Below are 19,912 nucleotides of genomic sequence, written 5' to 3'. Positions count from 1 at the left end.
CTTACAATTGAAACATCCATTTAAAATGGTTGTGTTGCTTTTTGTGTTTTTTTCCCTACACACCTTTGCTCAAGACGCAGCAATAACTCCGGAAAAATACACAGCCCATAACAAAGGTAAATTCTACGTCTATTGGGGAGGAAATCGTGCACATTACACGAAATCTGATGTGCGTTTCCAAGGTGATAATTACGACTTTACACTTGACAACATTACAGCCCATGATAAGCCGAAAGGATATCATATTGATTACATCAATCCTGCTCGTATGACTATTCCACAAACGAATCTTCGTTTTGGTTATTTCATTACTGATAAATACAATGTTTCGATTGGTGTAGACCATATGAAATATGTAATGGATCAGGATAAATTCGCTAATATGAATGGTTATATTAACCAACCTGCTGGTACTCCAGGAGCTGCTTTCAATGGTGTTTATACGGATTATCAAAGATTTCTTTCCGAAGATTTCTTAACTTATGAGCATACTGATGGTTTAAATTATCTTAACGTAGAAATTGCTCGTGTAGATGATTTCACAAAACTTTTATTTGACTGGGATACTGATAATATTCAGTTGAACTTTACAGAGGGTGTTGGTGCTGGTATTTTATATCCAAAAACAAATACAAAATTACTTGGAATGGATCGTCATGATGATTTCCATATTTCTGGTTTTGGTTTATCTGCTAAGGCAGGTTTAAACATTACATTCCTTAAATATTTCTTTGTACAAACGGAATTAAAAGGCGGATATATTAACATGCAAGACATTAGAACTACAAGAAGTTCTTCTGACAAAGCATCGCAGGACTTCTTCTTTTTACAAACGAATCTTGTATTTGGAGGGATTTTTAGAATCTAACATCCACTACTTTATATATAAAAAAGGCTTAAATGATATTCATTTAAGCCTTTTTTATTTTATCCAATTATTATCTTATCCTATATAAACGAATTTCTTATGTGTAAACTCAAAATCTTCTGTCATGTAAAACTTATGGGCACGATCTCTCTTAAAACTAGAGGTAACTTCTAATTGTAGAACTCCTTTATCTTTCGCTCTCTTCTTAAGCTCTGTAATTAATATTTTCCCAATTCCTAATGCTCTTTTTGAAGCATCTACATACATTTCTTGTATTTCTCCAATTGGACCACTGTGGTGTAATAGTAATTGAATATGGCAACTTATAAATCCTACAGCTGTATCATCTTCCATTGCAAGCAAATAAATAATATTGGGGTTATTACAATTTTGCTTGTATATATTCTTTTGTATCTCTCGATCAAAAACATCTTCTTCTAATGCATTGATGAATTGGTATACAGATTCGAAATCTTTATCTTCTGCTGTTTTAATATGTATAGTAGACATAACTAGATTTTTTATACAATTTCTACATTGATATTATGCTTTGCTAAAAGTCCTAACACAGATGGGAATGAAAATTTTGCTTTACGAACATTATTAAGTTCCGGGTCAATAGTATATTGTTCAGCTGTTCGGAAATCGGCTTCTTTTAAATCAGTACGATTGAATACTGCTCCTTGAAGATTTACTTTATCAAATAAGGCAGAGGATAAATTAGCATCATCAAAAAACACACCTTGCAACGAGGTGTTTATGAATTTGGTTTTTGCCATTTTTTTCCATCGAAAGGAGGCGTAATCGGCTACGCATTCATTAAAAGAAACTTCAAATAGAAAATCTTCACATTCACTAAAATTCACTCCCAGTAACTTGCATTGTTTAAAATGAACGACACAGAGACTTGTTTTTGCTAATTTGAGCATTGCCAGATTGCATCCAATAAATGTGCAATCAGAAAAACGGTTGAAAGAAAAATCACTATTCGAAAAATCACAATCGACAAAAGTACATTGCTCAAATTCTCTATTTTTAATCTGCTTCTCCGAGTATATAATTTTCGTAAAAGTCTTGTTTTCGTGTAGTAATTCTTCCATTATTTTTCTTCTAAAGTTGTAAGTAAAGATACAGAATCCTCTATTTTCAACACTCATAAAAAGCAAAAAAAGACCACAACTATTATTAAAATAGCGTGGCCTTTTTAGGGTTTAATCAACTATTATTTTAATTCGTGTACACGAATATAATCTTGTTCTTCCATTTTCCAAGATTCACCAACTACAGTAATCTGATCACCTACTTTCACTGTTCTGTATTGTTTCGGATCATCTAAATTCGGTATACTGATTGTTGCAAAATAGACTTTATTATCTTTAGTCAAGACCTGAGCTGTATAACCATCTTTTCCATTTTCTATCTTTTGAACTTTACCTTCAACAGTAATAACTTCTTCCTGAATTTCTTCAGGCAAATCATCCGCTACAGGTGGCGCTTCAGTCTCAATTTGTTCTACACTTGGGATTCCTTCAACCTTAGCTTCTTTTTTATTAGAATTACAACTTGCTAATGCTATTACAGCCAAAAGCATCATCAAATTTCTATATGTTCTTTTCATGGTTTTATATATTTATCTAGATAAAAGTATGAAACCTTTCCTAATAAAACACTGCTAATACCTCATCAAATAGATGTCTTTAACAAATAATTATCAACTGAAATAGCTAATCATTTAAAATTTATCTTTTTACTAACTTTCTTGTAATAGTCTGACCATTTTCAAATTCAATTTGCACTACATAAACTCCTTGATCTAATCCTGATAATTCCAAAGTAGTTGTAGTGCCTTTCCAAACTTCTTGTCCTAGGGTATTGTACACCGCGACTTTCTTAAGTGCCTCGGTTGATTCTATTGTCACCAAGCCCGATGTAGGATTTGGATACATTTTAAAACTATTCTGACTTACATCAGTTACACTTAATGAACCTGATTCTGCTTGTAGGTATAGAGACACTGGAATATATCCTTGTTGCCCCACAAATTGTGCTGCTGGAACATTGATCATAAAAGTATGTGTTCCTGCTGCCAAATCACCCAATGCTATTTCTCGTATTGGAATTACATCACCCGGACACCAGTTACTAAATGAAGCCCATACAGCATCCGTTCTCGGTGTAGGCCCATAAATTCCATTTCCTTGCGTATTATACATTCGAAATGGCTCACATGACAATCCTCCCGGTGTATATACTAACACTTCATTATTATCAAAATAAATATAATGTTCTCTTCTATTGTATTCCTCTCCTCCTTGGTTTGCTCCATGATTCGAAGTAATTAAATATAGTTTAGCATTTTGAGCTGGGGTTGCTAAATTCATCTGAATTGTTCGGATAGTCTGTCCAGGTACATCAGTTCCAGTTGCAGAATAATTATTCATATCTCTCTTGAATGACAATGGTAACAGAAAATTATTCGTTGCTGGAATATTTGTATCGGTATCAGATTCAAAAGTTAATGTCCCAAAAAAGACATCATTTCTTCCTGCACAACCTGCCACTTGTGTATTGGCTGCATAAGGCACCCCGAAAACCTCCAATTCAACCCAAATATCATATTGCGCTATAATCGCTGGATCTTTAAAAATTTTAGCCACATTGTTTACAGTATAAGTATATGGTACTTCATTTGGGTTTACGTTCTTATTCATAAAAGGGGTAATAAAACGTCCTACTTCAATGCGCTTTACTTCTGCTGGCACATAGGTTGTCGCTCCTTTCGGTACTAAGGCTAAGTTCACATTCCCAATACGATCGTAATTATCACAGGATGCTTTTACTCTAACCTTCATCGTTAATGTGTTTCCAAAAGGTGCTAGTTCGGCATCTGATAATTTTCGAGCATATAAATCATTGCGGTGACGTATTACTCCGTCTGGTACAGGCTGAGATACTGTAGCGGCATAACCGTCATAAAATAATATCTCATTAAAAACAGTTAGAGAATAAGGTGCTGTGGTTGGTTTCACCTTGTTGTTTAAATCATTTTTTGCCTCTACATTATATTGAATAAGAAATGTACAGCAAATTAATGCGGTTAGTAGTTTGTGTTTCATAAGTAGTTGTGTTTGATTCTGTTAATTATTTATAAATATAACAATTTTACATTATTACACACAATTATTTTAAAATATGATTATCAAAAAACACAAATACACGATAATTAAACAAGCATTTAACAGATGCATTTGATGTCTAGAAATAAAAAAGCCTCAATAAACATTGAGGCTTTTTTATTATTTACTTTCCATCGACGTAGTCTTGCAGGTACTTGAACCGCTCTGTCAATTTTCCGTTTTCTGTAATTTTTGCACGGTGTAATATTTCGTCTTTATCTCCATTGAAAAAGGCTGGTACTACATGTTCCATAAACATTTCACCAAATCCTTCTGTAGAATCTTTTGGTAATTCACATGGAAGATTGTCCACAGCCATTACTACTACTGCAGCTGGATGAAACATATCTATTTCTTTTTCTTCTTGTGGATGATAGCCGTATAATGGCTCAGCAATGGTTGAAGATCGCACCGTTGAAGCAATAGGCCCATTCACATCACATGAAATATCGGCAATTACTTTTAGATTAAAGTTCTTGCCCTTCATCATCTCATTTGTCAAAATTTCTGGGGACCCCGTTCCATAGAAGTGTCCTGCCATGTAGATGTCGGATACTTCAGAATATTTCTTAAAATCTGAAATATATTCTTCTGGGTGGGTATAGAAGTCTTCATTGTTCAAGACTTTCCCATCTTTGCGTTTATTATAGTCTAATACGTCTATTTGTGTATATACGGGAGATGCATAATTTTTGGTTAAAAAATTATCTGGGTTCACTTGTTTAATTTTCATTGCATCCAGCATTTCTTTCACGCCCATTCCTACTTTACCGTGTCCAGTAACTACAATTTTGATATTTGGTAACGTCAGTTTTTTTAGTTGATTTACTAACGCTTCTTTTCCGGATAAGGTTTCTGCTTTGGGTAATTTGAATAATTCAAATTTTAAACCAAAGGCTCTAATCCCATTATAAGCCCCTACAAGTCCTGCATAACGTCCAAACCCAATTAAACGGTGGTGATGTTCATCTACTATCGTTTCATGGTCATAAAGCTCTATATTCTTTGCTAGAACTGCTTGTAATAGCTTTCTATTGAAAGATTGTTTTTTTATGGTGTGCGAAAAGAAAAAATACTTCTTATTAGGAATTAAAAAATCAAGAGGGACTTCTTTAACTCCAATTAGAACATCACAATCTGACATATCTTCTGTGACTTCTAATCCTAATTCGGCGTATTGTTCATCAGTAAAAATTCTAATATCTGACTTTTCTACTTTAACGCTTGCTTCTGGGAACTGTTCTTCTAATTGTTTTAGTTTCTCTGGGGCAAAAACTGCTCTCCTGTCTGGAGGGGATTTTCTTTCTTTAATAATTCCGAATTTCATTGTATAGTTTTGTGATGTTGGGTGCAATATGATTAATAAACAGTGCTTTTTTTTATTGAAAATAGAATTTTCGAAATAAATAACTTTTAATTTAGTATTTGTTTCAAATGTAACATTTAATGAAATGTAGTGCAACTATTTTATATGAAAAAAATTTAAAGTACCTTTGCATTTCGTTTTTTAACAGGTGTATTCCTTATATCATTGAAGAACAACTTGGGGTCGACTGGTTTTGACAGCGAGTGGAATTAAACGGTAAGCACGTCGAGCGCTGAGACACAGCTCGTAAATATCATGTTTTAAACTTTTACACGGCGAAAATAATTACGCTCTAGCTGCATAATCTGAATTATAGTAAGATTAGCCTTGTTCCTACCAGGTAGGAAAGCAAGATTCTCCTTGAAAGCCTTGATTTGTGGCGTTCTTTAAAGGGGAACCGTAAAAATAAATCTAGAGATCTTCTTGCTTCGCGAAGGTCTTGACAACTCAGGAGATAAGTATAGAGTGGCTGTTTCTGGCCTTGCTCAATATCGAAAATTCAATCAGGAAATAAGCGTGTAGAAAGCTCTTTGATTGCTCGTTTGGACCCGGGTTCGATTCCCGGCGACTCCACTAAGCGGGATGATTTTTTTAATCATCCCGCTTTTTTTATACATCAAGTGCTCTTTCTCATTTATTACCAATCAATTGTAAGTGAATAAATTCATTCCTATTAAGTATTCGATAGATGTCATAAGACCGATTACTCCCTAATAGTTTCTTCGCACTTTCATTATAAATCACATCCATTTATTTTACTTTGTAACAAAAATTAATTCTGCCCTATTCTTCCCCTTCTTAAATACACGTATAGCATTATTACACACTGATAATCAACACAATAACACCTTTTATCATCAAAAATAAAATCTATGTGTTAATTTCGAGTCCTCCCCTATAAATTACTCTATATTTATTCCATTTAATTTTTAAGTTATTTTGCATTACTCAGAATATAGCATTTAAAAAATATAGGTTTCAAGTTGTGTCTTTAAGGTTCAGTATTTAATAATTTTTGATTTAATATGTTTATAAAATTTTTTCGTCCTGAAAACAAACTTCTGGCAAAGTATATTGAGGGTTATTATTTTTTAAGGGAAGAAAATCAGGAATCCCTTTTCTCATATTATACTTTTCCAAACAATTATCAAATTGTAACGATCGCCCTTAATAACAAATTTACATCTGATAATGAGTCGCTTCAATCACATTATAGTATTGATGAAGGTCTGGTTTCAAATATTACTTATCATTATACCAAACCTATTAAGTTTGACTATTTTGGAATGACCAATGAAATTACAATCTACTTTAAGCCTTTGGGTTTAAATCATTTTATAAAAGAACTAACATTGTATTTCTCCAATCAAAAAAAATTCATCAATTTTTTACCATTCAATGATTATGAAGTGAGAATGACTCAAATATTAGAGACTAGCGACATTACAGAGGCAAGTCATAAATTGGAAAATTATTGGGTTGAGAAATTTTTTGAAATGGATTTTGAGATATTGCATCAGGCCATCGATGAGATTGACACTACTAAAATTACAGATATTGCCAGCCAGAATAATATCTCGCGGCAATATCTACATAAATTATTTAAAAATAATTTAGGAAAGAGCCCCGTGGAATACAAAAGGATTCAGAGGTTTCGAAATTCCTTGCTCCAAGATGATTCTAACTTAACCCAAAGGGGACTAGACAGTCTTTTTTACGACCAATCGCATTTTATAAAAGAAATGGATAGAATGACTAACAACAAGCCGAAAGACTTTTTTAAAGAAGCTGTTTTTAAAACTTCTAATCCTTGGCTTATTATTTAGAGTTTACATTTTTACAATTTTGTAGCAATATTAATCAGCACATTTGTAAAAAAAACTAATACAAATGAAACAGTTATTTATCATACTACTTACGTTCTTATTCTGTAACACTTATGCTCAGGAAATTGTAAACGGTAGTTTTGAAATAGAAAATACACAAAAGCTTCCTTTAAACTGGAAATTTTATGGTGACCCAGCTCATTACAAACTAACAGTAAATAAAGACCAATATCATTCTGGAAATAAATCGGTACATATCGATGGAAGAACTTATGAGGATGCCAGCCTAAAAAACGGTGCCATTTATGCAAATGCTTATGGACTTTTATCGAGTAAAAAAATAAAAAAAATATATGTATCTGCTTATATAAAAATGGATCACCAAAAAGATAGTGCTGTAGCATTATTTGTACAGGATTTCTCTGGCGAGAATATTATTCGAAAATTTGTAACCGTATCTCGCCTAGCAAAATGGAATAAGGTTGTCTTGGAATACACACCTTCTGATACAAATCCATGGTATGGTTTTTATTATGGTGTAGAGCTTTCTAAAGATTCAGATTTTTGGATTGATACTGTTTCCCTCAGTGTAGACGACGAAAAAATTAAAGATCCTGAAGCTTTTAAATATAATCCTGATAAAAAAGATATAGCATGGCTTAATAAAAATTCTCTTCCTTTAAAGACCATTGAGAGCGGTAGCGATTTTACCGATTTAGAGAGGATTGGTAATTTATTTGGCGATTCACAAATTATAGGCATTGGTGAGCCGACTCATGGAACTAGTGAAGCATCGAAAATTAAATTGCGAATGTTAGAATATCTAGTCACAAATAAAGGCTTTAGCACTTTTGCTCTTGAAGAAAACATCCCTGTTTGCGATGCTTTAAATGATATTATAAATAATAAAGACCTGTCCTTAAAAGAGTCTCTACTTTCACTACCATTTTATAAATGCTGGAAAAACCAAGAGGTTTTAGATGTTTTTGAGTGGATTAGGAATTATAATGTATCTCACAATAATAAGGTGAAATTTATAGGAATTGATATGGAAGACAGCTGGATAGCAAGTTCATTAAAATCTATCAAACCTTATACACTAAAAGACGATAGTATATTAAAAATTTATGCTAAAACAGAGTCTGATATAAATGCACTCAAGCTAGCCAACAAACAACAAAATAAAAATGATACAAACAAGTTTGTTGATGAGTTACTAATTAACCTTGAAAATCTAACCAAAATCATTACTGAAAGTAAAACCATTACAACGGAAGATCAGTTCAAATTAAATAGTTATGTAAGAGTATCTAGTCAGTGGTTGTCTTCAAGATTTTTATTTAATGAAAGTTCAAAAACAAGAGATGAATATATGGCTACTAATCTTTCTTTTTACTTTCAAAATCATCCAGAAGAAAAAATAATGCTATGGGCTCATAATACGCATATTGCTAATAACAGGTCAAACCAAAAAACAATGGGAGCTTATCTCAAAGATTTTTATGCAAAAAAATACAGCCCTATTGCAATAACTAGTGCACAAGGATTTTACACAGCTGCAGAGGACTACACTCAAAAAACATGGAAGTCCTATCCATTTGTTGCAGCATATAAAGGAACATATGAATTTATTTTACAAAAGTCCACATCTCCTCTATACTTTATATCTATGTTAGATACGAAACAGGTAAAATGGTTAAACATGCCGATGCAATTACTGGACAAAGGCTACATATATGCCGAAGGGCCAGATTATAATTTTACAGGAAGTAATTTAAGTATGCAATTTGATGGTATGTTTTTCTGCAAAGCTACATCTGCTTCAAAGTCGTTACTAAATTAATTTTTGATTTTTGGTACTTCTCTAAAATTCAATTTATATCGTTATATAATAGTCTTTTTAAGTTATCAAAAAAATTAAAAGATATATAAGGTATTTGATTGTAATCCCATCCATCTCACTAAAAACTCTGTTAGAAATAATGGAGTTTTTATGTCATATATTTCCTGATAACTTTTAAAACTTGGCTCCAAAAAGCATTATGTTTGTTACTCGTAAAATAAGTTAACTATTAATATCCCCTAATCTATCCAAAAACCAATCAACAATGAAAAGACTACTACTATGTCTCATAGCAATTTCTTTTGTAAGCATGAATTCTTGCAAGGCGCAAAAACAAACAATAGATACCCAAGTAGATACCGAATTTTTCATACCCATTGAGAAATCAAATCTTTATGCGCGTGTTATTGGTAATTCAGAAAAACCTATAATTATAGCACTACATGGTGGACCTGGCGCTTTTTCTGTAGATCATGAATTTTATAGAGATATCTTTGAAAAAGATTATTTGATGGTTTACTTTGACCAAAGAGGTGGTGGGAAATCTGATGATTGCACAGACAAATCAATGCTTACAACAGACCAATTTGTTAAAGATTTGGATAATGTAGTAGATTACATAAAAGAGAAATACCCAAATAAGAAGATCAATTTATTAGGTACCTCTTGGGGCGGAACATATGGCTTTTTATACTTGATAAAACATCAAGAGAAAATTAATTCATTTATCTGTAGTTCTGGATTTGCAGATAGTCCGCAAAGAAACTTCGCTTTAATAATGCATGAGCGAAAATTAGCTACTGAACTTTTAAAAAACACTATCGATTCTACCAAGAAAAAAAGATATGAAGAGATTCTAACGAAATTAGATGAGATCGAAAAAAATGGGTTTAAAGATTTTTTTAATGATATGAATCTTATAAGATATGACTTCCCAAAAGATTTAGGTTTTGATGTTTATTGGGCTAAGCCGGAATTGAAAGAAAAAAAGGCAGAACTACTCAGTGATCCAGCTTTTTATACTAGGGTAAAATATACTCCTGAACTTCTCGAGAAGGCACTTGCAAAGCTTGAATACGTAAACGAAGTTTTTATGAATACTGAATCTTACAATAATCTGAATATACTAAAGGAAATTGGTGTAATTAAAAAGCCCGTATTCGTTCTTCAAGGAGAATATGATTATGCCATTGGCGTTGAGCAAGGCAGAACGATATATAATGCACTTAAAAATATACCCAAAAAAGATAAAGAACTATTGTACATAAAAAATGCTTCGCATAACACTCCATTTGAAGCTCCTGAAATATATTATGGCGCTATGAAAGCTTTTTTCAAAAAACATAATTAAACTAATCAAGGGCTCAATTATAGTCCTGCCACTCCACTAAAAAAGCCTGTAGATATAATTCTACAGGCTTTTAAAGTATAAATTAAATTTACTCTAATTGATCATCTTGATAATTGCATCTCCAATTATCAAACCTTTTTTCAGTGTTGGATTTCCTTTATAACTTACATTTACATCTCCATAAGCTGTAACTTTTAACAAACTTGAGATGTTAAATTTATAGTCTCCATCTCCATAAGCCGTAATCTTTGTTGTCTCATTTGAAACTCCCAGCATATTTATTGAGCTTCCTCCATAGGCTGATATATTTTGTTCTTTTATTATTCCTTTTAAAATTTCTAAATAACTCTCTCCATAAATTGCTATTTTAAAATCATTAATATTAGCATCTTTAATATATATTTTAGATTCCCCATATATATTAAATTTAAGCTTGTCCTTTTCTAAAGCATCTTCAAATACAATTTTTTCTTCTCCTCTCAATGAATATGTTTCAACATCTTTATAAGTTACTGTTATTTTAGCTTGCGTTCCTTGATAAATTGGAACCTTTATCTTTTCTCCATTTTTGACAACCTTTTTAGTTTCAGTACTAATCTTTGCTCCTTCAAGAAATATATGAAGTATATTTTTTTTTACTTCGATATTAAATTTCTCCATCGGTAATTTTAATTCATTGATTTCAACTGATTCTTTAGCTCCTTTTTTAAAGATTACTTCTATATGTGGACTTATAATAATTTCATTAAAACTATCCACTTCAATAACCTTTGACTGTGCAAAAATTCCGTTTGTAGCAAATAAAGTAGTAAGACCAACTATTAGCATCTGTGTTATTTTCTTTTTAATCATTGTTTTCTCTTTTACTGTATTAAAACTATCTATGAATTTAACATTATTCTTTTTATCAATGATGCATTTTACCTTTTTCAAAAAATTGAATTCTTTTAGGTTTTATTACATCTTGAATCATTTCATCTTTAAATGCTAAATAACATTTATACTCTTGATCAATCTCAATTTCTTTTAAGAAAAAGTCTTCATCATTAATTTTAGTGTGATTATTTATAACTTCAAATATATTAAGCGGGATTGAAAGCCCTTTCCCATTAGCTTTAATAACAGCTTCTTTCTGAGTCCAAAAATCAAAGAATGCTTTTTTACAGTCTTGAGCATTTTGAATTCTTTGTAACTCACTCTTCAACATTTGTGCATTAAAATCTTCAATATTAATATCTTGAATTTTTTCGATATCAATACCTACCTCGTTTGTATCTGTAATAATGCATACCGCAATCGTCCCTGAATGAGAGATATTAAATTTTAGATTATCGCATTTTAATCGAGGTTTATGATAGTCTGAATATAGGAGGTCTTCTTCTTTATAATCTTTTCCAAAATTTTTCAAACCATGTTTCAATAATAGTCTTCCAAGAAGAGTTAATTGAATATCTTCCCATCTTCTATATTTCAAAATTTTTTCTTGGAAATCTTTTGGAAAATCTGGCAAAAAAAATTGTAAAATCTCCTTATGGTTTTCCTCTTGGACATAAGCGTATAAAAGTTGAGTCATTTAATGAAATACAGAATTATAAAGATTCATATACAATTGCTTCTACAGCTCCTGTAGCAGAATTTATTACCCCAGAATTAGTTTGTACAGCTGACATTCTAACCCAAACTCCTCCATAAATTTCTCCAAAACCAAATGATCCCCATATCAATTTATGTGCTGCCCAATTATTTTGTGAATCTGGTGCCATAATATCTAATGAATCACTAAACTCTTGCGCTATCATTTTTTTTTCATTAATTGCCAATGCAATTGCTTCTTCCCATGACTCATTTGATAAAAACTTCCCAACAAATACATCAATACCTTGATATCCAAAAGCTACTTTTATAACAAATTGATCTTTATTATTCTTAAGCAAATCTATAAGATTATATTTTTCTTCTTTAAAAAGAACTTCTCGTTCTTCTACAGCATAGGTCCAAGGAATTGTTTCTAATATTAATGCTTTATCTTCTAAAGAAAATTTATCTTGCTCTGCTAATTCTCTTAACAACCCCAAATTTCTTTTATCTCTTTCTAAAATAACTCCAAGATGATCTGGAAAATATATTAAATCCATCATAAAGGCTCTAAATATAGAAGGGGTTATTTCACTCCCACTCATATTTAAAACACAATGTATTCGTGTATTATCCAGGCAAAGCTCATTTCCTGTTAATTTTAATGTGTTTAAATCTCCAATAAATATTTCTCCTTTAAGCGAGGTCTTAACCATTGACTTTATTAACAAATCATTTAAGAATTGTTTAATTTCAAGCATAGAATCCTTATCTTCTATTCCTTCCATAGAAATAAAAATATTAACTTCATCTTTTACATTAGGAACATGTTCTATAACTTTAGAAATCAAAAACTCATTGTATAATATCTGTATGTTTTTTGATTCAAATTCGTCTACAAGTAGTGGATGATAATTTTTAATAATTTCTTCAAAACTCTGTGCTTGCCATCCTCCAATTGATGATCCTATATTTGCTTCTAAAATTTTAAATCCATAATCCGTATACGTCAAATCTAGACGGCAAGGGGTCTCTATCTTTTTTTCATGACATAATAAAGCAAATTGAGCTAATGTAAGATCTCCATCTAAATAGTAATCTGCTATTTTTTGTTCATCATTATTAAAGTACAAAGTGGGTATTTTTGAGATCAATTGTGGAATTCTAGTGCTTAAATAGCTAAGTCTTTTTGATGTATTTTGATCTATTATAACTGGCCAAGAACTTACTGGATATTTATAATTTCTAAATAATTTTGGCACAATCGGTACATCAGTATCAATAATAGATGGAATATCAATTAAAGCTGCACTTATGAAATTTTTATATTCATGTGAAAGAATTGTTTTCATTGTTTATTTTTATTTAACACTTAGTTACTTATAAGGTGGAATTATATTTTCGATGATATATTAAGTCACTTTTTATAAATTAAAGGGTAATATCCCCCAATACATCATATATATCAATAATAACAAATTAGAAAAGATTACAGAAAACACAATACTTCTTTCATCAATTTTCTTGACTTTGATAAAGAAATAAGCTAGTGTAAGTATTAAAAGTCCAATAAATATTAAAATTGAGGTATATAAATAATTATAAATTGCTGGCAAGCCAAATGCTAAAATATAAAGGTTGGTTTTAGAGACATTTAATATTGCTAAAATAAAGCTAACAATTACAAAAAGTCCAGCTACCGATGTTAGTACACTAAGTATTCGGATGATTTTATCGGAGGTATTTGTATATTTTTTATTGAAGAAGTTAATCAAATATATCACGATAAAGCCCAGCATTACAAATATGGCAATGATCAACGGACTAATAAAGAATATGTTTAATTGACTTAAACTATTCCCCATTTTTGAAATCCCTGCATTCATTTCAATTTGATTCGCAAAATTTACTTTATTAGCTTTATCGTAAGCATTTAAGTCTGGTTTCTTATTTGGTTCATCTATAAAATCACTAACAATTTCGTTTCCAATTGCAGTAAAACTCGGTGTATGTCCATAGGTTGGTGCTATTAGAACCATCCCATTTTGCAATTTTTTTGCTAACGCCTCTCCATTATCAACTGGTGTTATAGGGTCATATCCTCCTGATAGGATTAACACAGGAAATGCAGCATTATTTAAATTGTTCAATTCATTAAATACAACTTTAGAATTTTTTCCTTCATTCCATTTTTCACAAACTTTAAAGTCTGATTTATAAAAAGATACTCCACCAGACAATTTTTTAAATTTCGCCGCATCTTTCTCATAGGCACTTATATCATTTACTGGTAATGTTTCATTACAACTCACACAGTAGTATACTCCATAATCCATACTCAATAATGAAGAAAAAGCAGCAACTAAGTTTCCTAAAGCTCCTTTGTTTCTTTGATTGGCTTGATATATTAACAATGGAATTACCTCCACTAGTTGTTTATGATATAGTGCTTGTTGTACAGCAACTTTAAAATCTTCTTCATTAAATGTGAACTTACCCGTTTCTACAAGATTTTTATCAACTTCAACTGTTAATGGGTTCTTTTGTAATTGTGCAATAGTCTCATAGTATTTTGCTTCTAAATCTGGATATTGAGCATTACAGTTTGGATTCTTTTTACATTCTTCAAAAACTTTAAGTAAGCTTTTCATGTAATTTGAGGTATTCTCCGTGTAATAATTAGTAATGTTATCTATTACAGAATCTAATATTAATGATTTTATATCTTCAGGAAAGGCATTTGCATATACTTGAGCCATATAAGTTCCATAAGAAACTCCATATACATTCCACTTTGAATATTTTAGTTGTTGTTTTAAAGCGTGTAAATCCTTCGCTACGGATAGACTATTGTAAGCTTCAATATCGACTCCTTTATTTAAAAGTTCCTGCTTACATAGCATTGCTGCGGCTGTTTTTTGTTTTTCATCTTCAGCCTTAGATTGATTTTTTGCTAATATTTGCAAAAATTCATTACCTAATTCAGGACATAGTCTAGGCTCAGAAAGTCCAGTTCCACGTATGTCTAAAATCACTATATCATTATTTTCTCTTAATGGATGATTTAACCATGTGGTTATATTAGCTACATTGGCTGCTCCAGGTCCACCTTGAATAAAAACTACAACATTCGGGTTTTTATTTTGTGAAAAATTCTTCAGCACAGCTACAGCTATCTTAATTTTTCGTTTTTCCGGTTTGTCCCAATTTTCTGGAACTGTTAGGTATCCCCAGTCAATTTTTTGTTCTTTTAGTATCTCCGCATTAGGAAAAAAAGATTCCGATTTTTCGAATTTAACATGCTGTGCATTAACATTTTCAAAAAATAAAAATACGGTGAGCATTATCAGTGTTACTACTTTTTGTGTATAAAAATTCATGGTTTTTTATTAAAGTGGTTTATTTTTATGGTTTAGAAGTTAAAGTCTATTTCTACGGCTTCTTGTTTTTCAAATGGTAAATCAATATCTATCGCATCTATTTGAACTGTAGGATTCAAAATTATTTGATCAATTATTTTTTTGTATTTCATAAAAATTATATCGAGTGTTTCTTTTTGATATTTACTTGTATCATAATTTACTGTACCGGATAATTCTGTATGTTTTTTATGAAAATCTATAAGCAAGGGAAGCCTATTATATGTTGATTTTATAGGATGCGAACTTAACTGTAACTGTTCGTGTAATTGAATAGTGTCATAGTTAAATTTAGTATTCTGTAATACAATTAATATTTCAAATCGCAATTTATTATGGACATCTGTTGGCATATTTTGATATTTGTCAAGCATCAATAAATCCTGATGTACATTGTTGATTATTTCTAAAAATGTTTTTTCTCCTTGAATTTTAGAACGTAGTGGAAGCGTTTTAACAAACATTCCTATTTGAGATTGTGAGTCTGAAAAGTTTCTCCCTGAATTTACTGTTGCCACACAAATATCTTCATGTTGGTACATTTTATAAATTAGAATATTGAATGCTGTTATAAGCAATGTATGTAATGTAGAATTGTATTTTACACCTAGCATTACTAAATCATTTAATGTTTTTTCATTCCAAGAGAAATAATACATCGCTACGTTTTGTTCTGTCGTTGCTAAATCATTATCAAAAGAAATAAGATTTTTCCATTTATATAATTTAAGATATTCATTCCAAAATGCCTGATTTTCTTCTTCATTTTCATTTTCTTTAATCGCAAGCCAATCCACATAATCTTTAAATTGAAATGGTAAAGAATTATCTACTATTGTTGTTTCTGATAGTAACATTGGATAGTAGTTTGCCAATTCGTTAATTAATATCTCTAATGACCATCCATCCATTATAATATGATGTGTAGCGAATACTAAATAAGAAGTGTTATTCTCTACTTGTATTAGACCGAGCCTTAGAAGCATTTCATTTGCTAAATCAAATTCTCTACATGCATATTTTACAATGTCTTCTTCTATGGTTTCAACCGTAGATTTGATTTCGTCAATTATAAAAGTATTTACACTTTTTGAACTTACTTTTTGACGAGGTAATCCATCGACTTCAATAAAATTTGTTCTAAGTACTTCGTATTTGTTAATAATTGCTATTAATGCCTTTTCTAATACCTCTTTTCTTACTTCCCCATCAATCTTGAAAGAAGCAAACATGTTATATGCGATTGATTTTTCTGGGTTTAAGGCAGCTAACCACAATGCATATTGGGAAGCCGTAATTGGATAATCAACTTGTTCTGCAATAGGTAATACTGGTTTTGTTTTTTTTACGTCTCCTTTTTCAATAAAATTGGATAGTGATTTTACAGTAGGGTTTTCAAAAATAGTTCGTAATGATAGTTGACAGTGAAACTCTCGTTCTACTAAACTTATTAGTCGTACAGCATTTAAAGAATGCCCTCCTAATCCAAAAAAGTTATCAGTATTACTTATTTTTTTATCTAAAACTAATACACTTTGAAAGAATTCTCCAATTTTGACTTCTAAATTTGTATTGGGCATTACAAATTCATTTATTCTATCAATTTGGTTCAGTTCCATATTTAATAAAAGTTTTCGTTCAATTTTTTTATTTGGTGTTAATGGAAAAGTATCTAATGAAACTATCGTATGCGGAATCATATATTCTGGTAATTTCCCACGTAATGCAAGTATAATTTCACTTGGATTTATTGCTTCATCTTCAGGTATTACATAGGCTACTAAAAATGCTTCTTGTGCTTCCGATTTTTTAGCAACGACTATACTCGATTTAATTTGCTTAAATTGATTTAAAACTGTTTCTATTTCTTCTAACTCGATACGATATCCTCTTATTTTTACTTGGAAATCATTTCTTCCTAGAAATTGTATTTCACCTTTACTATTCCATTTCCCAAGATCTCCTGTATTATAAATCTTTTCTCCTTTTATGAAAGGATGTATTGAAAATTTCTCATCGGTCTGTACTTCATCTTTTACATATCCTTTAGATAATCCATCTCCGCTTATATAGAGTTCTCCTGGAATTCCTTCAGGTACTAATTTCTTATTACCATCTAAAATGTACATTTTAGTATTGTTGATAGGCTTTCCAATGTTTGAAGCATCATCAGCTTCTTTTATTAGTTTTGTACTAGACCAAATTGTTGTTTCTGTTGGCCCATACATATTCCAAACTTCCTTACTTACAGACAACATTTTTTCAGCTAGTGATTTACTTAATAAATCGCCCCCACATAATATTTTCAATTTTTCATTTCCTTTCCAACCAGCATCAAATAGCATTTGATAAAAACTCGGCGTTGCTTGAAGAATACTGGGTTGTACTGATTCTATTTCTTCTATAATCGTAAATGGATCTGATAAGGTTTCTTTACTTGCCATGTAGACTGTACCACCTGATATTAATGGTACAAAAAATTCTAATATGGATATATCAAACGATTGTGTGGTTACTGAAAATAATAAATCGTTTGATGAAACCTTTTGATTTTGCTGAATGCTAATTAAAAAATTCGTCAAGGATTGGTGACCTATTCTAACTCCTTTTGGATTTCCTGTAGATCCTGAAGTGTAAATAATGTATGCATCTTTAGTAAAATCAGAGAAATCTATTATTCTACTAGCTTGATTAGTCTCTTTTAAAACCTCATCAATAGGTATATACACACTTGTATTTCCAACCAAGTTTGCATAACGAACTTCACCTAAAATCATTGAGACTTCACTGTGTTTTACAATATATTCTAATCGTTCTTGAGGGAAATTTGGATCTAAAGGAATATAAGAGTACCCACTTTTTAAAATCCCAAGTAATACAACAATTAAGTCTGCCGAACGATCCATTAATACTGCTACTGTACCGTTATTATTCTCAGCATAGTTCTGAATAATATAATTGGCTACTTGATTTGATTTTACCTCAAGTGTTTGGTAAGTATATCCATTATATTTATCTGTTACCGCTAATTCATTTGATTTTGTAGTAACATGAGATTTAAATAGACTACAAATTGTTTGTCTTGGATAATTAGACGCTGTCTGATTAAAATCAATTTGTATTTTTTGCTCTTCTTCTTGTGTAATGTAATTGTATTCTGACAGTTTAACCTCTGGATTTATAGCTATTTGATGCATTAAAAATTCAAAATGTATTAATACTTTTTCAATACTTTCTACATCAAAATAATTGATATTATAATCAAAGTCAATTTTTACATCTTCAGTTTTATCAAACTCTCTGATATAAATTGCTAACGCTACACGTTCCGACTCATGTGTTAACGGAACAACTGAAGTTACTGTATCTTTAAAGTGATCTGCATAGTTTTGCTTTTCATAAGACAGTGTAATATTAAATAGTCTGTCTTTGTCTTCAAAAAGTTGTAATTCATTAATTAATTTTCCTAGAGGAAAACGTTGATGACGGTAATCTTCTCTAAGTTGTTGTTTTATTTGATGTATGAGTTCTACAAATGATATTTCATAATCTAAATCAATAAGTAATACTGAAACTCCTGTAAAAAGACCAACTGTTTTTTTAAAAATAGAATTACTTCTGTTCAATACTGGGAGTCCTATTGCAAATTCATTAACTTGATGTTTTCTGCCAAAATAGAGATATAGTATTCCTAGAATAATATGAAAGGTAGAACTTTTAGTTTCCCGGGCCAATTGCTCTAATTGATTGTATACAATTCGTTTTATAAAGAGTTCTTTTCTACTACTTTTATTGGTTGTTTGTGATGAATTTATTTTATATAAAAAACGTTCAGGAAGGTTTACAAACTTTTCTTTCCAATATATTTTATCTTTTAAGAAATCTTCCGATTCAGCATATTTTATATCATTAATTATGAAATCTTTATAAGAATATGGGTATTCACTACTTATTTTACCTTCATTTGAAAGTTCGTTATAGTTCTTCACCAATCGCTGAAACATTAAAGAGGTTCCCCAACCATCCGTAATGATATGGTGATACATAGAGAATAAATAATGTAATGAATCTTTGACTTTGATTAATATAAATTTATGTAGCAATGTTTTATCTTCAAAACGAAATACATACTGGAATGTATCTCTCATAAATTCATTAGCTTTTTGCTCAGGTACTTCTTCTTTTGAAAAGTCTTTATATCCTAATGATGTATTGTGCTTCGCTAAAGTTTCTATCCTTGCATCCTGAATATTCCCAATCACAATACTTCTATAAGCATCGTGTTGATTTATTAGGGCGATATATGCATCATTTAATATATCATATGATATATTCCCATTGATGGTAATATTTGCTCCTATATTATAAATAGATTCTTCTGGATATAATAATTGTTCGAAGTATATATCTTGTTGGGGAAGTGTTAGTTTCATTAATTTATTTGTTTGTTTCTGTAATCTTTAATTACTTGTTTACTAAATTTTAATG

14 protein-coding genes and 1 other RNA gene are annotated in these 19,912 nt (G+C 30.7%); 5 read left to right on the top strand and 10 right to left on the bottom strand.

Annotation, left to right across the window (positions count from 1 at the left end; translation table 11 throughout):
- The first annotated feature begins 7 nt into the window (after nt 1–7).
- On the top strand, nt 8–868 hold the full coding sequence (locus P6733_RS08685; RefSeq protein ID WP_306352378.1) for a hypothetical protein: 861 nt from the start codon (nt 8–10) through the stop codon (nt 866–868).
- A 75-nt stretch (nt 869–943) separates the two neighbouring features.
- On the opposite strand, the gene P6733_RS08680 is transcribed toward P6733_RS08685, so the two are convergent.
- The 5 genes from P6733_RS08680 to P6733_RS08660 form a co-directional block, all read right to left on the bottom strand.
- Complete coding sequence (locus tag P6733_RS08680) at nt 944–1,378, bottom strand: GNAT family N-acetyltransferase (protein ID WP_306352376.1); 435 nt, start codon at nt 1,376–1,378, stop codon at nt 944–946.
- An 11-nt stretch (nt 1,379–1,389) separates the two neighbouring features.
- Entirely contained in the window at nt 1,390–1,968 is a 579-nt protein-coding gene (locus tag P6733_RS08675; RefSeq protein ID WP_306352374.1) for a pentapeptide repeat-containing protein, read from the bottom strand.
- A 122-nt stretch (nt 1,969–2,090) separates the two neighbouring features.
- A complete protein-coding gene (locus P6733_RS08670; protein ID WP_306352372.1) occupies nt 2,091–2,486 on the bottom strand; it encodes a hypothetical protein in 396 nt (131 codons plus the stop codon).
- 121 nt (nt 2,487–2,607) lie between these two features.
- Complete coding sequence (locus tag P6733_RS08665; protein WP_306352370.1) at nt 2,608–3,984, bottom strand: peptide-N-glycosidase F-related protein; 1,377 nt, start codon at nt 3,982–3,984, stop codon at nt 2,608–2,610.
- A 184-nt stretch (nt 3,985–4,168) separates the two neighbouring features.
- A complete protein-coding gene (locus P6733_RS08660) occupies nt 4,169–5,371 on the bottom strand; it encodes an NAD(P)-dependent oxidoreductase (protein ID WP_306352368.1) in 1,203 nt (400 codons plus the stop codon).
- A gap of 218 nt (nt 5,372–5,589) precedes the next feature.
- Here P6733_RS08660 and ssrA point away from each other — a divergent pair.
- The 4 genes from ssrA (at nt 5,590) to P6733_RS08640 (ending at nt 10,430) form a co-directional block, all read left to right on the top strand.
- Nucleotides 5,590–5,986: a transfer-messenger RNA gene (ssrA, locus tag P6733_RS08655) on the top strand.
- Nucleotides 5,987–6,435: 449 nt separating this feature from the next.
- Nucleotides 6,436–7,236, top strand: a complete 801-nt coding sequence (locus tag P6733_RS08650) for a helix-turn-helix transcriptional regulator (RefSeq protein WP_306352366.1) — start codon at nt 6,436–6,438, stop codon at nt 7,234–7,236.
- A 64-nt stretch (nt 7,237–7,300) separates the two neighbouring features.
- A complete protein-coding gene (locus P6733_RS08645; RefSeq protein WP_306352363.1) occupies nt 7,301–9,079 on the top strand; it encodes an erythromycin esterase family protein in 1,779 nt (592 codons plus the stop codon).
- A 265-nt stretch (nt 9,080–9,344) separates the two neighbouring features.
- Nucleotides 9,345–10,430: an alpha/beta fold hydrolase gene (locus tag P6733_RS08640; RefSeq protein ID WP_306352362.1), complete on the top strand. Its 1,086-nt coding sequence runs from the start codon at nt 9,345–9,347 to the stop codon at nt 10,428–10,430.
- A 93-nt stretch (nt 10,431–10,523) separates the two neighbouring features.
- Here P6733_RS08640 and P6733_RS08635 read toward each other — a convergent pair whose 3' ends face one another.
- From P6733_RS08635 to P6733_RS08615, 5 genes are all read right to left on the bottom strand, one after another.
- Nucleotides 10,524–11,363, bottom strand: a complete 840-nt coding sequence (locus P6733_RS08635; RefSeq protein ID WP_306352360.1) for a GIN domain-containing protein — start codon at nt 11,361–11,363, stop codon at nt 10,524–10,526.
- Nucleotides 11,338–12,003, bottom strand: a complete 666-nt coding sequence (locus P6733_RS08630) for a 4'-phosphopantetheinyl transferase family protein (protein ID WP_306352358.1) — start codon at nt 12,001–12,003, stop codon at nt 11,338–11,340. The genes P6733_RS08635 and P6733_RS08630 overlap by 26 nt, the downstream gene beginning before the upstream one ends.
- 16 nt (nt 12,004–12,019) lie before the next feature.
- Entirely contained in the window at nt 12,020–13,357 is a 1,338-nt protein-coding gene (locus P6733_RS08625) for a hypothetical protein (RefSeq protein ID WP_306352356.1), read from the bottom strand.
- Nucleotides 13,358–13,429: 72 nt separating this feature from the next.
- Nucleotides 13,430–15,385: an alpha/beta fold hydrolase gene (locus P6733_RS08620; protein ID WP_306352354.1), complete on the bottom strand. Its 1,956-nt coding sequence runs from the start codon at nt 15,383–15,385 to the stop codon at nt 13,430–13,432.
- 32 nt (nt 15,386–15,417) lie between these two features.
- Nucleotides 15,418–19,857, bottom strand: coding sequence for an amino acid adenylation domain-containing protein (locus P6733_RS08615; protein WP_306352352.1), 4,440 nt, complete (start codon nt 19,855–19,857; stop codon nt 15,418–15,420).
- Between the last annotated feature and the right edge of the window lie 55 nt (nt 19,858–19,912).

Origin of the sequence: Flavobacterium aerium, assembly GCF_030766725.1 — a bacterium.
GTDB classification, from domain to species: Bacteria; Bacteroidota; Bacteroidia; order Flavobacteriales; family Flavobacteriaceae; genus Flavobacterium; species Flavobacterium aerium.
The sequence above is the reverse complement of the archived record's forward strand: the minus strand, read 5'-3'. Positions and strand labels throughout refer to the sequence as shown.